17 protein-coding genes are annotated in these 17,878 nt (G+C 37.1%); 4 read left to right on the top strand and 13 right to left on the bottom strand.

All coding sequences use genetic code 11. From position 1 onward, the window contains the following. Positions 1-41: 41 nt before the first annotated feature. From JFU24_RS20300 to JFU24_RS20270, 7 genes are all read right to left on the bottom strand, one after another. Positions 42-2,891 carry a YhgE/Pip domain-containing protein gene (locus JFU24_RS20300; RefSeq protein WP_207203258.1) on the bottom strand — a complete coding sequence of 950 codons (2,850 nt, stop codon included), beginning with the start codon at positions 2,889-2,891 and terminating at the stop codon, positions 42-44. A gap of 2 nt (positions 2,892-2,893) precedes the next feature. Continuing rightward, a complete protein-coding gene (locus JFU24_RS20295; RefSeq protein WP_201222908.1) occupies positions 2,894-3,400 on the bottom strand; it encodes an RrF2 family transcriptional regulator in 507 nt (168 codons plus the stop codon). 175 nt (positions 3,401-3,575) lie between these two features. Beyond that, positions 3,576-3,938 carry a thioredoxin family protein gene (locus tag JFU24_RS20290; RefSeq protein WP_342214753.1) on the bottom strand — a complete coding sequence of 121 codons (363 nt, stop codon included), beginning with the start codon at positions 3,936-3,938 and terminating at the stop codon, positions 3,576-3,578. A gap of 696 nt (positions 3,939-4,634) precedes the next feature. Further along, complete coding sequence (locus JFU24_RS20285) at positions 4,635-5,030, bottom strand: VOC family protein (protein WP_201186870.1); 396 nt, start codon at positions 5,028-5,030, stop codon at positions 4,635-4,637. 176 nt (positions 5,031-5,206) lie between these two features. Further along, positions 5,207-6,505 (bottom strand): glycosyl hydrolase family 8, encoded by a 1,299-nt coding sequence (locus tag JFU24_RS20280; RefSeq protein ID WP_201250350.1) that lies wholly within the window; start codon positions 6,503-6,505, stop codon positions 5,207-5,209. 255 nt (positions 6,506-6,760) lie between these two features. Then, on the bottom strand, positions 6,761-7,342 hold the full coding sequence (gene plsY, locus JFU24_RS20275) for a glycerol-3-phosphate 1-O-acyltransferase PlsY (RefSeq protein ID WP_397327810.1): 582 nt from the start codon (positions 7,340-7,342) through the stop codon (positions 6,761-6,763). A 786-nt stretch (positions 7,343-8,128) separates the two neighbouring features. Further along, on the bottom strand, positions 8,129-8,602 hold the full coding sequence (locus JFU24_RS20270; RefSeq protein ID WP_313888866.1) for a YjdJ family protein: 474 nt from the start codon (positions 8,600-8,602) through the stop codon (positions 8,129-8,131). Positions 8,603-8,824: 222 nt separating this feature from the next. Here JFU24_RS20270 and JFU24_RS20265 point away from each other — a divergent pair, with 222 nt between their 5' ends. Continuing rightward, positions 8,825-9,496: a DUF6944 family repetitive protein gene (locus JFU24_RS20265; RefSeq protein WP_201222902.1), complete on the top strand. Its 672-nt coding sequence runs from the start codon at positions 8,825-8,827 to the stop codon at positions 9,494-9,496. Positions 9,497-9,609: 113 nt separating this feature from the next. Here JFU24_RS20265 and JFU24_RS20260 read toward each other — a convergent pair whose 3' ends face one another. Together JFU24_RS20260 and JFU24_RS20255 are read right to left on the bottom strand one after the other, a co-directional pair. Further along, a complete protein-coding gene (locus tag JFU24_RS20260; RefSeq protein WP_201250349.1) occupies positions 9,610-10,005 on the bottom strand; it encodes a VOC family protein in 396 nt (131 codons plus the stop codon). A 1,039-nt stretch (positions 10,006-11,044) separates the two neighbouring features. Continuing rightward, a complete protein-coding gene (locus JFU24_RS20255; protein WP_201250348.1) occupies positions 11,045-11,449 on the bottom strand; it encodes a hypothetical protein in 405 nt (134 codons plus the stop codon). A 201-nt stretch (positions 11,450-11,650) separates the two neighbouring features. On the opposite strand from JFU24_RS20255, the gene JFU24_RS20250 reads away from it, so the two are divergent. Together JFU24_RS20250 and JFU24_RS20245 are read left to right on the top strand one after the other, a co-directional pair. Then, entirely contained in the window at positions 11,651-12,079 is a 429-nt protein-coding gene (locus tag JFU24_RS20250) for a MarR family winged helix-turn-helix transcriptional regulator (RefSeq protein ID WP_446728293.1), read from the top strand. A gap of 12 nt (positions 12,080-12,091) precedes the next feature. Beyond that, positions 12,092-13,291, top strand: coding sequence for an MFS transporter (locus JFU24_RS20245; protein WP_201250347.1), 1,200 nt, complete (start codon positions 12,092-12,094; stop codon positions 13,289-13,291). 302 nt (positions 13,292-13,593) lie between these two features. Here the strand turns inward: JFU24_RS20245 and JFU24_RS20240 are convergent, their stop codons facing one another. Genes JFU24_RS20240 through JFU24_RS20225 form a run of 4 tightly spaced genes read right to left on the bottom strand, consistent with a single transcriptional unit; the run spans position 13,594 to position 16,751 of the window. Further along, a complete protein-coding gene (locus tag JFU24_RS20240) occupies positions 13,594-14,832 on the bottom strand; it encodes a hypothetical protein (RefSeq protein ID WP_201222894.1) in 1,239 nt (412 codons plus the stop codon). Between the two features lie 25 nt (positions 14,833-14,857). After that, positions 14,858-15,691 carry a hypothetical protein gene (locus JFU24_RS20235; protein ID WP_201250346.1) on the bottom strand — a complete coding sequence of 278 codons (834 nt, stop codon included), beginning with the start codon at positions 15,689-15,691 and terminating at the stop codon, positions 14,858-14,860. After that, entirely contained in the window at positions 15,688-16,374 is a 687-nt protein-coding gene (locus tag JFU24_RS20230; RefSeq protein WP_201186892.1) for an ABC transporter ATP-binding protein, read from the bottom strand. The genes JFU24_RS20235 and JFU24_RS20230 overlap by 4 nt, the downstream gene beginning before the upstream one ends. After that, entirely contained in the window at positions 16,371-16,751 is a 381-nt protein-coding gene (locus JFU24_RS20225) for a GntR family transcriptional regulator (RefSeq protein ID WP_056521067.1), read from the bottom strand. The genes JFU24_RS20230 and JFU24_RS20225 overlap by 4 nt, the downstream gene beginning before the upstream one ends. 313 nt (positions 16,752-17,064) lie before the next feature. On the opposite strand from JFU24_RS20225, the gene JFU24_RS20220 reads away from it, so the two are divergent. Further along, the gene (locus JFU24_RS20220; protein WP_201188077.1) at positions 17,065-17,712 is read left to right on the top strand and encodes a glycosyltransferase; all 648 of its coding nucleotides are present in this window, start codon (positions 17,065-17,067) and stop codon (positions 17,710-17,712) included. Positions 17,713-17,878 lie beyond the last annotated feature (166 nt).

Raw genomic sequence — 17,878 nt, 5'->3', positions numbered from 1 at the left:
AAAACCCCCGGCGCATTGCACCGGGGGTTTTCTTTATAAATTTATGCATTCAGCTCAACATTGTGTTCTTTGCGCTTCCTGATGACCATTGTTAGCAATAAGAGTAGGTTAAATACAATTATGCATCCAGTCAGGAACACTATACTGGCTGTCAATGCACCCGCTCCAAGGCTCGTACTCATCGCTTGACGGAAGCCCATGACAGAGTATGTCATTGGTATGAACGGGTGAACCGAACTGAAGAAGTTATTGGTCAGCTCCACAGGGAACATTCCTCCGCTTGCACCTAGCTGTAATACAAGGAATATCATCGCCAATAAACGACCTGGATTTCCAAATCCTACAGTCAAGAAGGTAACGATGAACATGAAGGTAAGTGAAGTCAGTATGGAAACCCCAATGAATTGCCCCATATTTTCGACCTGTAAATCCATTCCCCAAATCATGATCGCATCCAACACTAATGCTGAAAGCGTTGCTTGGATAAATAGGACCGTAAATTTACTGAACCACCATGCCACTCCTGATGTAGGTCTTGTAGAAGGCAACCCTGTCGGGAATCCCATATTGAAGGCAATAGCTCCTACAAATAACCCAAGAGATAATACATAAGGAGCCAGAGCATGACCATAATTAGGAACGTCACTGCTTTTTTGTTCTTTAACCTGTGTCGGTTCAGCAATCATGCTGTAATTATCATCGGTTGTTTTATTTTCACTTATTTCTTCTGCACCATCACTTAATTTTTCCGTAAGTTCAACCGTTCCATCTTTTAGTGAGGAGATTCCATCACCCAATTTACCGGAACCTTCAGCAAGTGCTGATGAACCTTCATTGATCTTACCTGCGCCTTCAGCAAGCTGGATGACTCCATTGCTTAAAGTAGGCAGATTGCTTGCCAATTGTTCAGTGCCATTAACAAGTGCTGCTGAGCCCTCGTTCAAGGCTGCTGAGTTGGCATTCAGTTGATTGGCCCCATTAGCAAGTTTGTTTGCCCCTTCGCCAACTTGGCTAACACCAAATGCATACTTCTCAAGACCATCCCCAAAGGAGGATGACCCTGCTTGAAGTTGTGAAACTCCATCAACCAACTGACCAGAACCCTCAGTTAGTTTTGACAGGCCATTATTTAACGAGGAACCGCCTTGCGCTAACTGGTTGATCCCCTTCACTAGTTCTGGTGTCTTTTCATTTAAACTTTGTGTTGCCGCCGTTAATTGATTGCTGCCTTCAACAGCTTCATTCAAGCCGCTATTTAATTGGGTTGCACCAGGAATCAATTGTTCTTCCAGCGCGTTCCTTATTGCCGTATATCCGTTTAACGCTGAAACGGCGTTTGGATTGACTTTATTCACCGCATTATTTAAATTGGCCACTTGTTCTGGAAGCTGGCCTAATCCATTCAATACTGGCATTACTTTATCCGTTAATTGCGTTGATAAGTCGGATACACTTGCAGCAAGAGTCGATGCAATTTGTTTTTGTGCTTCCGCCTGGTTTTGAAGTTCATTTTGTATGGCTCCGATTAATTCGGATTGTTGTTCACTGGTCATGCTTTTGAATGCTTCCGTGTTTTGAACGGCATTGATTGTTCTTTGTCCATTATTCGCAATCGTTGATTGAAGTTCCGTTAAAGCTGCTTGGCTATTCTGGAGATCTTCAGTAATGCCAGATACAGTACCGGACGTGCCGCTTCCTGCTGGAACCGCTTCTTGCAATTGATTTACACCGCTTTGAATGCTTGTCAGTCCTTGCTTAAGCTGACTCAGCTGTTCTTCTCCAGGCAATTGGCCATCCATTTTTTTCAGGCCGTCATTTAACGCCTGGCTTCCTGCTGCCAGTTTATTGATTCCCTCATTTAAACTCTGCTGACCTGCTGCCATTTTTGGGATTCCTGTCGATTGGTCCGTCAGCTGGCTTGCATTTTGTGATAATTGATTCAACCCATCATTCAAATTCGCACTGCCTGTTTGCGCTTGTGCCAATCCAGTATTTAAAGTTTGGGCTCCTGGAACCACTTTAGCCAGTCCAGTGGAAAGTTGGGATGAACCTTGTATAAGTGCTTCACTATTATTAGTTAATTCCCCTGTGCCTGATGCGAGTTCGTCCGCACCCTTTTGCAACTGACCGACACCGGAAGTGTATTGTGAAATTCCTTTATTTAATTCCGACGCTCCACTTTCAAGTTTATTGGCACCTTCTAAAAACTCGCCAACGCCAATTTGAAGCTTATTCGCTCCATCTTTAAAAGTTAATGTACTGGAAGCTAATTTATTCAGATTTTCTGTCACTTCTTTGTTTCCATCATGCAGTTTTTCAGCACCCTCATCCAGTTTTGATGCCCCGTCTGCTGCATCGCCGAATCCATCTCCAATTTCATCCAGCTGTGAGAAGATCGCTTCAGCATATTCTTTTGTGACACTTTCAGCAATTTCCGTTTTCAAATTATTGGTTGCCTGTTTTCCGACCGTTTCAGAAACGAAACTGCGACCAGGATTCACGTCATACGTTAAATTCATTTTTTGGGGCTTATCATCCATGACGGTTGAAGCATTTTTCGAAAAGTCCTCTGGAATGGTGACGACCATATAATATGTACCATCATCAAACCCTTTTTTCGCCGCTTTTTCCGTTACGAAATGCCATTCTAAATCATCATTGTCCTTTAATTGCTCGACTAGCTCATTACCGACAGTTAAGGTTTTACCCTCATACTCCGCCTTCACGTCCTTATTCACGACTGCAACAGGCAATTTACCTGTATTTCCGTATGGATTCCAAGCAGAACTAAGGAATAACCCTCCATAAATAATCGGGACGAACAGTAAAACGATTGCGACACCGAGTAGTTTTCGATTTGTAAGGAAAAGCTTCCATTCTTGTTTAAGCATGTTCACTCTTTTTCACCTTTCTTTTTCCGCAGTACTTCACTCAATGACGCCGAATTCCAATTAAGAGTCGGTATTTCCGTGGTGCCAAAGCTCTCTTTAAGCAAATCTGCTACTGTTTGTCTGGAAAAGAACTCCATTAAAAGTTCATCCGCCTGAGAAAACATCCGTCGAAGGACGTCCATCCCCTTCTCTGCATACTCTCCATCTTTAAACGCTTTTTCTATAAGTCCCGTATCCGGAAACATCGAAATGGGTCCTTCCATCGCTTCAATAATTTCAAGGTTTTTAATCTTATCTACACTTTTGGCAAGAGAAAGGCCGCCATTATTACCAGGGACGGAAGTGATTATCTGCTTAACGACCAATTTCCTAATGATTTTTTTCAAATAAGAAGGAGACACCTCTAATCTCCTGCTGATCTCATTAGACGAAAGCGGTACATTTTTATCCTGGGTAGAGAGTATAACAATGATGCATATAGCTTGCTCGACCCCTTTTGTTAATTGCAAATCAGTTCACCTCTTCAAGTATGTATGTGGATGTTTGATATCCATAATGGATATTCGGTATCTATAATTAAAACTCGTTTCACTATAAAAATCAAGTTATTTCTAGAAAAAATTTCTAAAAAAGTTGAACCCCGCATGACAGCATCATGCGGGGTTCACTTTACCTAAAGTGTTTTTATAGGTTATTTAAAAATTCATTCACTGCCTCTGGAGTTTTAGCGTTTGCACTGTGTAAATGAGCAATCTTTTCACCATCTTTAAATACTAATAAAGATGGAATTCCCATAACCGTTTGCTCTTCAGAAATCTCAGGGAACTCATCACGATCGATTGTAAACCACTGTTTATCTTGATGTTCTTGAGTGATTTCATCGATGAACATGTCTAAACGTTTGCAGTCTGGACACCATGTAGTCGTAAAAATCCCAACTGTTAGTCCCTCTTGTTTGATTTGTTCACGGTATTCTTGTTCTGCACTAATATTTTTCATGATTTTCTCCTCCGAGCTTTTCTTATCATCATACTTTAATCCATGAATTAATGTACTCAAGGATTAATATATAATTAATTCCTTCACAGTACAAACGGTTTATCCTGGACCTATCTAACTAATGCTCGGTTTAAGTTGATTGTCTAATGCCTGCTTATTGAACCTTCATATTTACTAACCTCAGTGTTCACAATTTTTTGCAGTCCAAATCTTTTATTTATGAATGAGGAAATTCTCAAGATGAATTCGCTATTTTGATCAATGAACAGGTAGTGATAGCTTTTTTCAAATATCTAATGATATTGGTTAACGGTAATAATGGTAAAAACATGGACGAGAAAGTCTTTCTATGTCGAATCGCAGTTTCAACTCTCTCTTGCTCACACTTCATAATCCTCCTTTCTGCCGTCGAAAGTTATGTGATATTACTTTTAATCTAGCAATCCGCATGCCAGTGTTTAAATATTCTGTAAATAATTTTTAAAATGAAGGTAAGAAGGGAGAGTTCACTAGTAATGTTCGATGGGCAAACTTAATATCGAGGACTTATTAGTTGTATTGAGAAGGGAGAATTCTTCTTTATTAGTAAAATTTTTTTTCATCCCTTAAGGCTTCGGAATTTTATACTTCTCCGAATGTCCATGGAGTATGTACAAAGTGCTAAGGAATGGAAAAACCTATAAACCAGATGATTCCATGAAAAAAAGCCACTAATTTAGTGACCTTTTCTACATCAATCATTATTTATATTGGAAGAGTAAGTTGCCAAGAAACACCGAACTTATCAGCTACCCAGCCGAATTTCTTACTAAAGGAATAATCAGCTAATGGCATTAGTACTCCTCCACCATCTGTTAAACTCTCATAAATCCTGTCAATTTCTTCTTCAGTATCACATGTAATAAACAATGAAAAAGAAGGTGTAAATGTAAATTCATGCTTGATATTACTGTCGATGCACATAAACTCCTGACCCTTTAACGTAAAGGTAGCTTTCATGACGCTTCCCTCAGCACCTGCTTCATTTGCTCCATACCGAGTAATGCTGGTTATTTCCGAATCTTCGATTAAAGATGTGTAATAATTCATGGCTTCTTCTGCATTTCCTTGGAACATTAAGAATGGTGTAACCTTTGTCATTTATCGTCAAACTCCTTTTTATAGCTTCTGTTATTTTAAACAATGGATTTTCCAATAAGAAAAACGGATCATAATTTAGGGTCCTCTTTGAAGCTTCTTCTTAAACTAATGTCCCAAGCATCCTAGTTGAAAGAGGATATAAAATGTTAATGTATATATCGAACTTCTTGTACATTTTATGTGTTGGATTCTGGAGCCCACCAGTTACCAGAAACCACAATCATTGTCTGTAATTTAATCGTATTAGCAAAATAGTCATCATCGTCATCGTCGTGTTCCTGAATCGTTCTGCTCCATAATTTGTTGATCCATAGCTGATTAGAGGAATCAACCATGGCGCTCACCATGAATGGAGCAACAAAGCTTGTACTATTTCCTTCCTCAACCGCTTTTCCATTTAGCGTATAGCCAGATTGAATATTTTCTGGATTGCCATGTGTTTCCTCTTTAATCCAATTGTTCATCCTTTGTATTTGCCCCAACGCTCTAGTGTCACCGGTTAGTAAGTAATCAATCGTATAGCGCCAAGGGATTCTACTGCTGTTCCAGCTATAATTACCGTCATTTGGCCCCTCTAGAAAATCAGCTTGAGCCGGCTGATAAACTCCCTTAGATTGTACAATGAAATCAGGCATAAGACCGGTATTGCCACTTTTTGTTGTATAAATAGAATGAATAATCGCATAAGCCTTATCCGTTACATCTTTCCATTTATGATTCCCTGTTGCGGTCTCAAATATCTTCAAATGATTTAGAAGAAGGTCTGATGAACGAGTTGATTGCCCGTAAACATGATCTTTATCCTCTGCCCAGTCTCCTAGTTTTATAAGAGACTGAGACTGATTTATTTCATTCAACATGATGGCCTCAATAATGTCTTTGGCTCTAGCAAGATAGTCGATATCCCCTTTACTTCCCCACTGCTGATCAGCCAATAATAACGCATAAGCGATGTCCATATCACCATCAGTTGCTGAATCAACATCCCCTGGCGTATTAATAATTTCTCCCTTTTTATTCTTTACCTGTTGCCAAGCCATTAAAGATGGATTATTTTTGCTGCTATGCGCCTTGTAAAATCTATAAAGACCATCAAAGTTTTGCTTGGCCTTATGATCCTTTCCCGCCATGATTGCGGTTATCATCATCCCATAACCATGCGCTTCGGAAACGGTAACAGCGTTTTTTGGCTCTGCATACCCCTTATCATTGTAAAAAATATAATACTCATCTTTTTTATCAACAGGCTGCTTAAGATATTTTTTTTCCCAGGTTTTATAAAAATCAGCTACTGCATCATCCATCTCCTCTTGTGACACATTGTCTGGTTTTATTGTTCCAGATTGATAGACTGTATGTTGAGGAAACGGCCTTTTACTGGCAACCTCTTTTTTTGTATTTTGATACACTAATGCTATCGAGGCAATGATACCGACTACTATCACGCCTATTAATAAGCTAACTCTTTTTTTCATGTCTGGCTCCTTAGATTATGGTGTTATATTTACTTTAGAATATTGTGCGAGCCATAAACATTTGTATGTAACTGACAATTTCCCATGTATTCAAAGAGCTGTTAGAATTTCCAATCCCCTCAAACACCGATTAAGTAATATACCATTTATTTACGATTATTTATTAAACTAATCTGCTCCGTTATATCAGTAAAAAAAGGGTGTCTCAGCAACCACTCTATACAGTGCACCCGTTAGTTTAGCTAGACAAATCTATTATTTCTTCTTACCTACTTTAGTTTCCGTACCCTTCAATATTCTCTTAATATTTTCTCTGTGAAGAATAATGACGAATAAGCTAATAAATAATGAGAGTGCTATAATTAGCTTTTCTTCAAATATAAAACTGTAAATAACAATTGAAATACTAGCTAAAATTGAACTAAGAGACACATATTTAGAAGTTAACAAACTAATAAGAAACACAATAAATGCAGTACATGTACCTAATGGAGATAAAAATATAAACACTCCTGCTGATGTAGCCACTGCCTTACCACCTTTAAAGCCCGCGAAGATAGGAAACGCGTGTCCACATATGACGAGTATGCCACACAATATAGGAGAAACAGTTGAATTAAAGATTTGTGGGAGTAGGCAAGCAACAGTACCTTTTAATATATCCGCAATAGCTACTGTAGTTCCTGCTCTTTTTCCCAAAACCCGAAACGTATTAGTGGCTCCAAGGTTCCCACTCCCATATCCTCGAATATCGGTTTTATAAAACAATTTACCGATAACCAAAGCAAATGAGATTGAACCAATTAAATAACTTGAAACGAGAGTCATTATATTCAGCATAAGTTACCTTCTTACTTGAAATTTATTATTTCAATTATATATTAATATTCGTTTTATTATGCTTATTTCCCTGCTATTTTTCTTAACTATTCAACACCCCAGTGTTGAACCGAACACCCTTCACACTAACGTCTTTATCATTATCTATTATCTTTCCATCGCGTATTATTACCATAACAACTTCTTGACGGATATATTTGAAAAATATAAAAGGGTCATGCATCCATCAGAATGATAGGCATGACCCTAAATAATAAATTGATACATTAGGTGTGTATAATATTGCGAATGGTTTATTGAAAGAAAAAACATTTAATGCTGTAATCCCTCATTTCTTGACGTTATTCCTTTAATAAAATAATGAAGTAGCCGATTTCTTGATGTCATATTTTGCTTAGCGTATGTTTTTCGCTTTTGGCTAATGAATGTTTGCTCAAATTAATATTATTAATCTTGGTAAACGAACAAAAAGAAAGAAGCTGTTTTGAAAAAAAGGTTGAATGACTAATAAGATGTTTCATTACAAATAAAGTTGATTAAAACGTTAGTCAAGTTATTCAATTAAAGGGGGCCATTGTTGAAAAGATATAAAAGGATCATACATATTAGTCAGGCTAATATATATGATCCTTTATTTGTTATCCACGCAAAATAAATATCAAAATGACATTTTGATTGATTAAGGGTTATTCAAAAAGGCTTCGACACAAAAAAAAGCTGCTTATGAATAGCAGCTTTTTCGTCCAATAATGCTCAGTTAACTACAAAAGGCATAAAGTACATTTATACTCCAGTCTTATGTCTTTCTGGCATTTGATAATAATATAAGGCAGCAATTAGTACGGATATAATTCCACTTGTTAGAAAAAAAGTATTAAAGAAACTTCCCCCTGCAGACGGGGAATTAGATACCAATCTGCTTAAAAGTAGTAAAAGTACTCCCAAACCAGAAAGAAATAAAGCTATTTTTTTGGCACTTCTTTTAAATAGCATCGATCCCAAAAGAATGATTATATAAAGTGCTGTAATTATCATAAGGCTAGGAAACAATGGTTTGAATTTAGCTGCATATACGAAATAATCTAAAACTGAAATATCATTTGCATCCACAACTTGATCATTCAGCATCTGTGAAAAGTGAGTTGAATATTTCCATTCCCATGGGTTATCTAAAATTTCGCTTCCTTCGTACCATGTACACAATGTAAAAAACAAAAGAAACAACATAGCAATTACTAATTGAAAAATGTATTTCACTTACAATTTCACCACCTCTAGACAATTGCCTACATTATACCAATAATTTGAAAGTTAAAATATAACTAACTTTCCTCATCTTCTTAATAATTAGAAACGATTCGATTCATTTCAAACGATGGGCTACCTCTCATTCCTAAACCCTGGCTTTGAAGGTTTATGTAAACATACACTGGTTTATGAATAATATAAAATAACCTCTTTTAAGGAGCGTTTGGGAATATGACATTTCGTGGAGAAGACCTCATTCTTTCAGGAGCATGGATACTATTTATTGGTTCACTTATTGATACAACCGGGCAGACCCAGCAAACTTTCACCCACAGCGATCAGGGGAAAGATTTAATCGTAAAAGGAAATGGGATTGAAGCATTCGGAAATTCGTTGCAAGCCATCGGGAGAACTAAGCTGTTAAAACCTGAGAGGGAGCTAGCACAAATATATACCATCTTCGGTGCTTGGCTTGAGGCTGCTGGTAATAGTACAAATGCAGTTGGAGTAAGTATTGAACTAAATGGTGCTGAGGAAGAGGGAGTAAAAATAGATACCCTTGGCAGTGGAGTCCAAGGTCTTGGCGCAGCTTTTGAAGCAGTAGGTGCATTTCTTGAAGAGGATTCATCCTATAGGGAACTTGCGATTATAGGAAATAGCTTCATTTCTTTAGGCTCTTTTTTAGCAGCGATCGGTAATATTTACGTTTTAAACGAAAAAAGTGTAATTGGGGAACAGATTCTATTGGTCGGTAGCTGGATTCAAGTTATTGGTGCATTTATATTACTTCATGCAATTACCCTTGAGGTTGAACACATTAAACACGAGGAACACGAGAAAAATCCGAAAAATGGAAACGGCAATTCTTATCCCTATTCTTATAATAATTATTCCTACACCTGATAAAGGGCTACCTACAGCTAAAGATGGATGTCGTTAGCTCCTTATCATATAGTGCGGTTGCTTAGCAATTCTCCTTCATCTTATCAAACTAACCCCCCTATAATGGAAAATACTTAAGGTGCCACCAATTCAACTTTCATTCTATCTGGGTCTTCAAAGTAAACAGCATAATGCTCCTTTCCACCAGCGAATGGGTGAGTGTCAGTATAGAGAATGCTTACTCCTTTGTCCCTTAATTTTTGAGTCATATCATCAACCTGATGACGTGAAGTCGCGTGAAATGCTAAATGGTTAAGACCTACTCTCCGCCTATGATAGGGAACATCAAGAAATCGTTCCTCTGCTTGGACAAAGACTATATACATTTCACCTATGCTCCAACTCTTCCCGCTTTCCCACTCCTGAAAAGGTTCATACCCTAATTCCTCTAAAAACCAGCCCCAAAAATCAACAGTCCTTTTTAAATCAGAAACATATAGCTCAATATGATGAATAAGTCCTTTTGACAACTGTCATCCTCCTAGATATCCCCTTATATTTCTATATTGAAAACCGTATACACGATTCAGTGTGCGAAAGAATGGATTAAAGGTTTTTTCATAAAAATAACTCTTATAACTTAAAAATCTATGTATAGTTGCAAATTCAAATAATTCTTTAAGAAGTGAAGGCTATATGCAGTATTAAACTAAAGAGTATGGCACAAATTTTAATCCAAAAGTAACTCATTTTTGTTAAAACATTCTGGGATCTTTCAATATAACTGATCATAACTATAAGCCCTACGACACCTATATAGGGTTTTAAATCATATAAATTATCATAATTCCAATTTATATCCGTGAAACTAAAAAAGAACAACATGAGAAATGTATATGTTCCAAATACAAATAAAAACTCCTTGAATTTTGCACCTTTCATATCACACCCACTTTTTCTCTATGTATTTATCTAAAGTTGGTTTTATTCTATTTGCTTTTACTCATGAAAATCCGAAATAAGTCATTTAGTAACAGGTTTTGGATGTGGTTTACTTGCTTTAAGATTTAGGAATATGATCCTTCCTATTATATATCATTCTTTTAGTAACTTACTTGTAAGTTTTTTTGAGTGGGTATAAAAGGTTATTTTTCATATAGATAGTATGCACTCGAGATTTTATTATTTAGGGGTGATACTTTGAGGAGTAAATATAGTTTGTTTTCACTTGTTTTAAGTATCATAGGAGCATAACTGATTATTTTACTTTTTAGAGATGTTGGTGAATCCCGAAGTCAGATAGTATGGGCTTATGTATCCTTCATCTTAGGTCCTATCCTTTTGATAACTAGTATTATATTTGGGATTTTAGGTTTCAAATCCAAAGAAAAAGGACGGTTGAAGTATGCCGGAATTATAACCACAATACTCGTTATAATAGGACTCGCCATAGTGATTGCACTTTTTACTATCGGGTTTTAATTAGTTTTCTTCTATTACAAATGACAAAAAGGGCTGTCATTACAGCCCTTTTTTCTGTGATGTCAAACAGCTTAGTGTAGTGACTTTTTATTTAATGACCTCATTAAAAATCTCTCCGCCACCGTTTATTTTTACGATTTTAAGGCGATTGGTATTTTTAACGAAAATGGTTTTATATTGTTTTTCACCCTTTAGGTCAATAAGAAAAACGCGTTTATTGTCATTATCCGTTTCCTTATTAAAATTATAATCTTCGTTGCCGATTTGCTCGATTATCTTTCCATATTCAGGTAAAGATGACCACTTCTCATGATCTGCAATTGGAGTTGTTTCGTTTTGTGCGGATTCATTTTGTGTTACTTGTTCATCTGCTGTTTGCACGGGCTGTTCACTTTTTTCTGTAACCTCTTTAGTGTTTTCATCTGTTTCATTACTGTTACAAGCAGTTAGCATTGTTGCGGCTGCAACTAATGCAATCATTGATTTGTACATGCTTCACATCATCTCCTCTAGGTGTATTCCCCCTTAACTCTGGCAAAAAACCTAGCCGATTTCATGAAGTGGCTTCTATACCTGATTAAAGAACTACCTATGATGTCTGATCCTTAAAAGCGACTGGACATATTGCTATAATTTCTGTTATTATAGTTACTCAGGGTAACAATTACTCTCAGTAACTATATATTATAAGGAGTGTTTCTGATAAAGACTTACCAAAAATTCTTTCAAGAACTATTGCTACTGTACCGGCCTTTTGAAAATAATCTAAATATACAGCTAAACAAGCATAATTTGCACAGAGCGCAATGGTCAATTTTGCATTACTTATCCAATTATGGTTCTGCAACGCTTGTAGAGCTTGCAAATTATCAGAGTGTGGAAAAACCCACAATTACCAGGACCATTACCCGCTTAGAAGAATTAGGATATGTAGAGCATGTTCCCAGCAAAGATAGACGCGAAAAAAGAATGCAGCTTACAGAGCTTGGAACCAAGATATATAGTGATGTCCGTGTGACCATTGACCAATACGAACAGGACATTTTAAAAGGAATCTCTGAAGAAGAACAGCTCGCAGCCATCCGCATTATGAGCGAAGTAAGAAATAATATTATAGAGTAAGGGGATAATAAAATGGATCAATCCAAACCAAAATTGTGGACGAAAGATTTTGTTATTGTTTCCTCCATCAATTTTTTCATAACATTAATTTTTTATTTATTAATGGTGACATTGGCTATCTATGCAGTAAATGAATTAAATGCTTCTACAAGCCAAGCCGGCCTTATATCTGGGATATTTATTATTGGAACTTTAATTGGGCGACTATTCATCGGCCGCTTTATTGATTCGATTGGCCGTAAGAAAACATTGTATATTGGTCTAATCTTTTTTACTTTGACAACACTATTATATTTTGTTGATTTCGGTATTACCTTTCTGCTTGCTAACCGTCTAATACATGGTATAGCAATGGGTATGGCCAGCACAGCGACAGGAACGATTGTAGCTCAGATTATCCCGGCAACACGAAAAGGGGAAGGAATCGGCTACTACAGCATGAGTGCAACACTGGCCACAGCAATCGGTCCTTTCATCGGACTTTATATGACACAACATGCAAGCTTTCAAACGATTTTTAGTTTCTGCCTTGCTTTAGGGGTAATCAGTTTGATTACAGCATTCTTCCTTTATGTACCTGCATTAAAAGGAACGATCAAAGTATCTGAAAGTAAGGGATTCAAGCTATCCAACTTTATTGAGCCAAAGGCACTGCCCATCTCATTTATTACTCTATTATTAGCTTTCTGTTACTCTAGCGTTCTTTCTTTTATCAGTTTCTATGCAATGGAAATCAACCTAGTTGATACAGCAAGCTTCTTCTTTGTAGTCTATGCAGTAGCAGTATTGTTATCACGCCCTTTCTCAGGACCGTTAATGGACCGTAAAGGATCTAACTATATTATGTATCCGGCCTTTATTATCTTTGGAGCCGGACTGCTCCTTCTAAGTCAAACAAGTAATAGTTTCACTTTATTGGCAGCCGGATTCCTTATTGGACTTGGATTCGGTAATATGCAATCAAGCTCGCAAGCGATCGCCGTTAAAATGACTCCGCCTCACCGTATGGGAATGGCAACGTCAACCTTCTTTATCATGCTTGATGCTGGACTTGGATTCGGTCCTTATATACTAGGTTTAATCATTCCATTAACAGGCTACAGTACACTTTATGTCATCCTAGGTGTTGTGGTCATAGCAACTTCTCTTCTTTACTACTTCTTGCACGGCAAGAATGAAAGTGCAGCAAGAGCAAAAATCGCTTCAATTTGATCGAAATTAGAAAGGGATATCCTGTAACGGGATATCCCTTTTTTTAATGCTTTTATGCTATGAGTTCGATCTAAAGAATAAGGCTGAGATAAGCAAATAGTTTTATTGCACAACGGGAATTCGTCCTTTGTTGGGGATAATTCGTCCGTTGTTGGTATTAATTCGACCTTCAGAGAGATAATTCGTCCTTCATTGGTATTAATTCGTCCTTTGCTGGATAATTCGTCCTCAATAATTCGACCTTCACTAAAAAAAGAAGCAGTCTCAATAGTTTTTGAGACTGCTTCTAGTGATAGGGGTCCTTATTTGACTTCTATATTTTCTATATAAAAACCATGATTTTTGGTTTTCTTTTGATCTGCTGATTGAATGACTGTTTCACCTTTATATAAAGTCTTTCCGGTCTTTAAATCGGCAATCAGCAATCGAGGCGGTTTAGTTTTATAATCCATTTCCTCTGGATATCTGTCATTACCTAGAAGGATATACACCTTTCCATTCTTAACGGTGGCGAAGTATTCTTCATTCTTATGAACAGCTAGATCTAGCTCTAGATCCTTCGTTATCTTTTGACTGCTTAGATCAAACGTCTTAATGTGATATTTATCGGATTTGGTATCAACTGCGTATAGGTTTTCCCCATCAACATATCCTGATTTTGCCATGTCCAGGCTAAGAGATTCTTTTTCGGACCCATTAACCGTTTCTAATTTTTCCGTTTCATAATGATAAGATAGCAGTTTGCTTTCTTTTGGCTTTTCCTCATATGGACCATCCTCATGATTTACCCCTTTGATCACAGAAAATAAAATCATGTTGTTTGACTGGGTGGGAGCAACATCAATTGGCATCCCAACTTCGACTTGGTCATTGCCATTATAAGTTTCGGATAAAAGAGTTTTATCGCCTATTACTTTCTTATTAGCTAAATCGATCGTATACAGATGAACCTCTTTCGTTTGTTTGTCATCGTTGGAATTCACATCATTAGTCGTTAATACCTGTAGTTTTGAATGGACCAATTGCACATCCACGACATTCGTATTCATTTTTCTCTCTTGATCAGGAAGTTCCAAACTGAAAGAACTTTCATCGTTGCTTTTCTTCTCCAATAAAGCGATATCAAACTTCGCTTCCATGTTTCCGCTCTTTGTGAAATCTTCATTTACCGAGGCGTAAGCCAGGAAATCACTGTCTTCATAAAAAGAATCGATAAAACCCTTACCACGCATAAATGAACGATGTTCTTTCATTAATCTTCCCATTTGAGCATCTTGTCTTCCAGTTAAGCTTTCAAAGTAAGACTTTTCGCTGTCATATGTTGTTTGATTGGATTCAATCGTTAATAATTCAAAATAGGGATTGGCTTCAAGTGAAGAACCATTTATGATTACCGGATCAAGCTCTTTGCTACTACCTTCTAGCGTCTTGAACGTATACTTTGGAAGGCCGGAAGCGGAGGAAGCTACTTTGACATAATAGGTTCCGATGCTTAAGATGACAACCATTCCAATAATGATGCTGCATATATAACGTTTCACCTTGTTCACTCTCCTTTAATAGTTGTTATACGGTAACGCGATTTTTCAATAACCAGGAACCAAGCCAAATCGATAGTCCTGTCACAATGATTCCTAAAGCGATCAGTATACCCACGAGTTCACCAGGGTAAAAATAGAAAACATCACTTGCCATTACGAAAACAGGAGTTAAAAACAACGCTGCAGCTATTCCGCAATACACCAAGCCCAAAATGATGCCTTTTATACGGAAACTTCTTTCAAACATGATCGCTGTAAATAATATCGACATGACCATTAGACCGATCCCATAGGAAAGCAGGAATTGTGTGAAGGTGCTTGGGATAACCAAATTCAAGACACTATTAAATTTCGCAATGGAGTAAATTGACATTTCCTTGTTCAAGAACGATTCAGGTACGTATGAATTAAATAGGGCATTTTCCATGGGTAAAATGATAATCTGCAAAGCAATCAACCCTAACACCATCAAGAAGATCGCCGTAGCTTTAGAAAGGTAGATTGACAATCTCGATGTCGGTAACATCAATAGGCGATAAATGAAGGTATTCTTTCCAAACCAATCACGATACCAAATCAGAAAAATGTAAAAAACAAGAGCAACTGCACTCAACGCGATCGGTCCTTGGAACCAGAGAGAATTAGCAATTTGGGTAAAATCAATACCACCATAATTAGTAAAATAGGCGGCTTCTGATATTTTTTCTTCCGACATGATATCATGGGCTCGATTAAGAAAACTCTTTGTTCCAATGATCACTCCAACTAACTGCGACACCAATGTTATCAACAATAAAGAAATATATATTTTACTAAATCGATTGATTTCAAAATTCACTAGCTTTAAATAACGCATCATGATTGGTACACCTCTCTCATTACATCGACTACTGATTTCCCTTCCTCTTCACGCATTTCTTCTGTATTGAACTCTTTGAGGACTTTACCGTTATCCAATAAAATGACCTTATCGATTAAATGTTCAATATCACCGATTTCATGGGTCGTGATGATGACTCCTCTGTCTTCGATAAGGTGGCTCGCAAAGACATCGGCAATTTGCTCCCGGCTAAACATATCAATGCCCGAAAATGGTTCGTCCATCAGTACATAATCCACATCAAGGGACAGACCCAGCATTAGGTTAAGCTTAGCTGTGTTGCCTTTTGACAATTCCGAAATGGGGATCTCTTCGTTCAGTTTAAAAAATCCCAATAATTGATTAGCTCTTTCCGAGTTCCATGACGTGTAGAAATCTTCCATGAAAACCATTGCCTGTTTAACCGTCATTGATGGAAGCATGGTCGGTGCGTCCGGAATAAACGTGATTTTTTCATAACTGTTCTTAGTCATTTTTTCATTATCAATTAAGATTTCACCTTTATAAGGCGTCAATCCCATAATGGCTTTGAGTGTAGTCGTTTTCCCGACACCATTTATCCCGATCAGACAAGTGACTTCACCTTTATTAGCAGTAAACGAAACACCATCTAAGATTGTCTTCCGGCCGTATTTCTTAGAGATTTGTTTTACTTCTATCATTTTTCTTCCCCCTCCCTTATTTCTTCCGAATATTTTTCTTTAACCACTCGAAGCAGCTCTTCAACTGGCACATTAATAGGCCGAATAGCATCGACAAAAGAATCAACCGCTGCCAGAATAAGCTCCTGTCTAACAGCCTGTAAAATCGTTTCATTTGTTGTGATTTGACTAGGAAAATTTCTTTCTGTATGAATCAAACCCTGTTCCTCCATTTCTTTATACGCTTTTTGAGCTGTATTAGGATTAATGTTCAGTGAAGCCGCCAGTTCTCTTCGGGATGGAATTTCCTGTCCCGCTACGAATTTCCCAATGGCAATTTGTTCTTTAAAATGCCTCACAACTTGCAAATATACCGGTTCTCGGGTATTAACGTTCATAAAACTACCCCCTATTTATTTAGGAAAAAACTTCGATTTGAAATTTAATAACGAGTGTATGTATTAAGTAGTTCATACACCTTATAGATGTACTATACTCGTAATACACCTTCACTGTCAATATAGAATTTCCACATATTAAAAAAACCGATTGCGTAATGAAATCGAGGTTTTAGTAGCTTATTGGTGATCATCGTAAAGTCGGCGATAATTTTTTTTGCTCATTTTTCTGTTAAGTCCCTTATAGAGTAAAATCTGTAAATTAATCAAATAATAATATAGCATGTAAATTTCTATAAAGGGGATGGTTTTTATCAAAAACCGGTTTTTAAAGTTAATGATCTTGTTTATGTCTTTTGCTTTGATCTTTTCTCCTCTAACTACTGAGGCAAAAGGAAAAGGGGCTCAACAAAGACAATGTATTAGTAAATCATCGGAACAGCTAAAACATACTTTACAGAAACTTTGGATCGACCATACTATATGGACAAGAAGCTATATGGTAAGTGCCTTATCAGATTTGGATGACAAAGAAAAGGTACTGACTAGGTTATTAAAAAATCAGGATGATATAGGAAATGCAATCAAACCTTATTATGGCGATGCAGCCGGCAACAAACTAGCTGAACTGTTAAGGGAGCACATCGTTCTTGCAGGAAAAGTGGTGGATGCAGCAAAAAGCGGAAACCAGGAAAATCTGAAAATATTTAATGCTGAATGGTATAAAAATGCTGATGATATTGCTCTTTTTCTTAGTAAAGCCAATCCAAATTGGAGCAATGATGAATTAAAGGAATTGCTATATACACATTTAAAATTGCTTACAGACCAAGTTGTATCAAGAATTAAAAAGGATACAGATGCGGAAATTTCTGCTTTTGATAAAGGTGAAGATCATATTATTAAATTGGCAGACACCCTAACAGAAGGGATTATCAAGCAATTCCCAAAAAAGTTTTAAAACATCTAATAAAAACAAATCCCGATTCTATCTCTTTCTTTCAAAGATAAAGTCGGGTTTAATATGCTGGGGGATCCTAAAGGGGTAGATTCGCAGATACTTGAGCTAAACCCCGTTTATCTGTTTCATCTCGTAAACTTCGTAAAGCTTGTTGAACAATAGCCAT

Source organism: Peribacillus sp. TH27 (genome assembly GCF_016650915.1).
GTDB lineage: Bacteria > Bacillota > Bacilli > Bacillales > DSM-1321 > Peribacillus > Peribacillus butanolivorans.
The sequence above is the reverse complement of the archived record's forward strand: the minus strand, read 5'-3'. Positions and strand labels throughout refer to the sequence as shown.

Bases quoted from the DNA above. Each gene is read 5' to 3' on its own strand.
- JFU24_RS20230 (WP_201186892.1), bottom strand. From the start codon at position 16,374: ATGATAGAAGTAAAACAAATCTCTAAGAAATACGGCCGGAAGACAATC.
- JFU24_RS20255 (WP_201250348.1), bottom strand. From the start codon at position 11,449: ATGTACAAATCAATGATTGCATTAGTTGCAGCCGCAACAATGCTAACT.
- JFU24_RS20225 (WP_056521067.1), bottom strand. From the start codon at position 16,751: ATGAACGTTAATACCCGAGAACCGGTATATTTGCAAGTTGTGAGGCAT.
- JFU24_RS20280 (WP_201250350.1), bottom strand. From the start codon at position 6,505: ATGAAAAAAAGAGTTAGCTTATTAATAGGCGTGATAGTAGTCGGTATC.
- JFU24_RS20285 (WP_201186870.1), bottom strand. From the start codon at position 5,030: ATGACAAAGGTTACACCATTCTTAATGTTCCAAGGAAATGCAGAAGAA.
- JFU24_RS20265 (WP_201222902.1), top strand. From the start codon at position 8,825: ATGACATTTCGTGGAGAAGACCTCATTCTTTCAGGAGCATGGATACTA.
- JFU24_RS20300 (WP_207203258.1), bottom strand. From the start codon at position 2,891: ATGCTTAAACAAGAATGGAAGCTTTTCCTTACAAATCGAAAACTACTC.
- JFU24_RS20235 (WP_201250346.1), bottom strand. From the start codon at position 15,691: ATGATGCGTTATTTAAAGCTAGTGAATTTTGAAATCAATCGATTTAGT.
- JFU24_RS20245 (WP_201250347.1), top strand. From the start codon at position 12,092: ATGGATCAATCCAAACCAAAATTGTGGACGAAAGATTTTGTTATTGTT.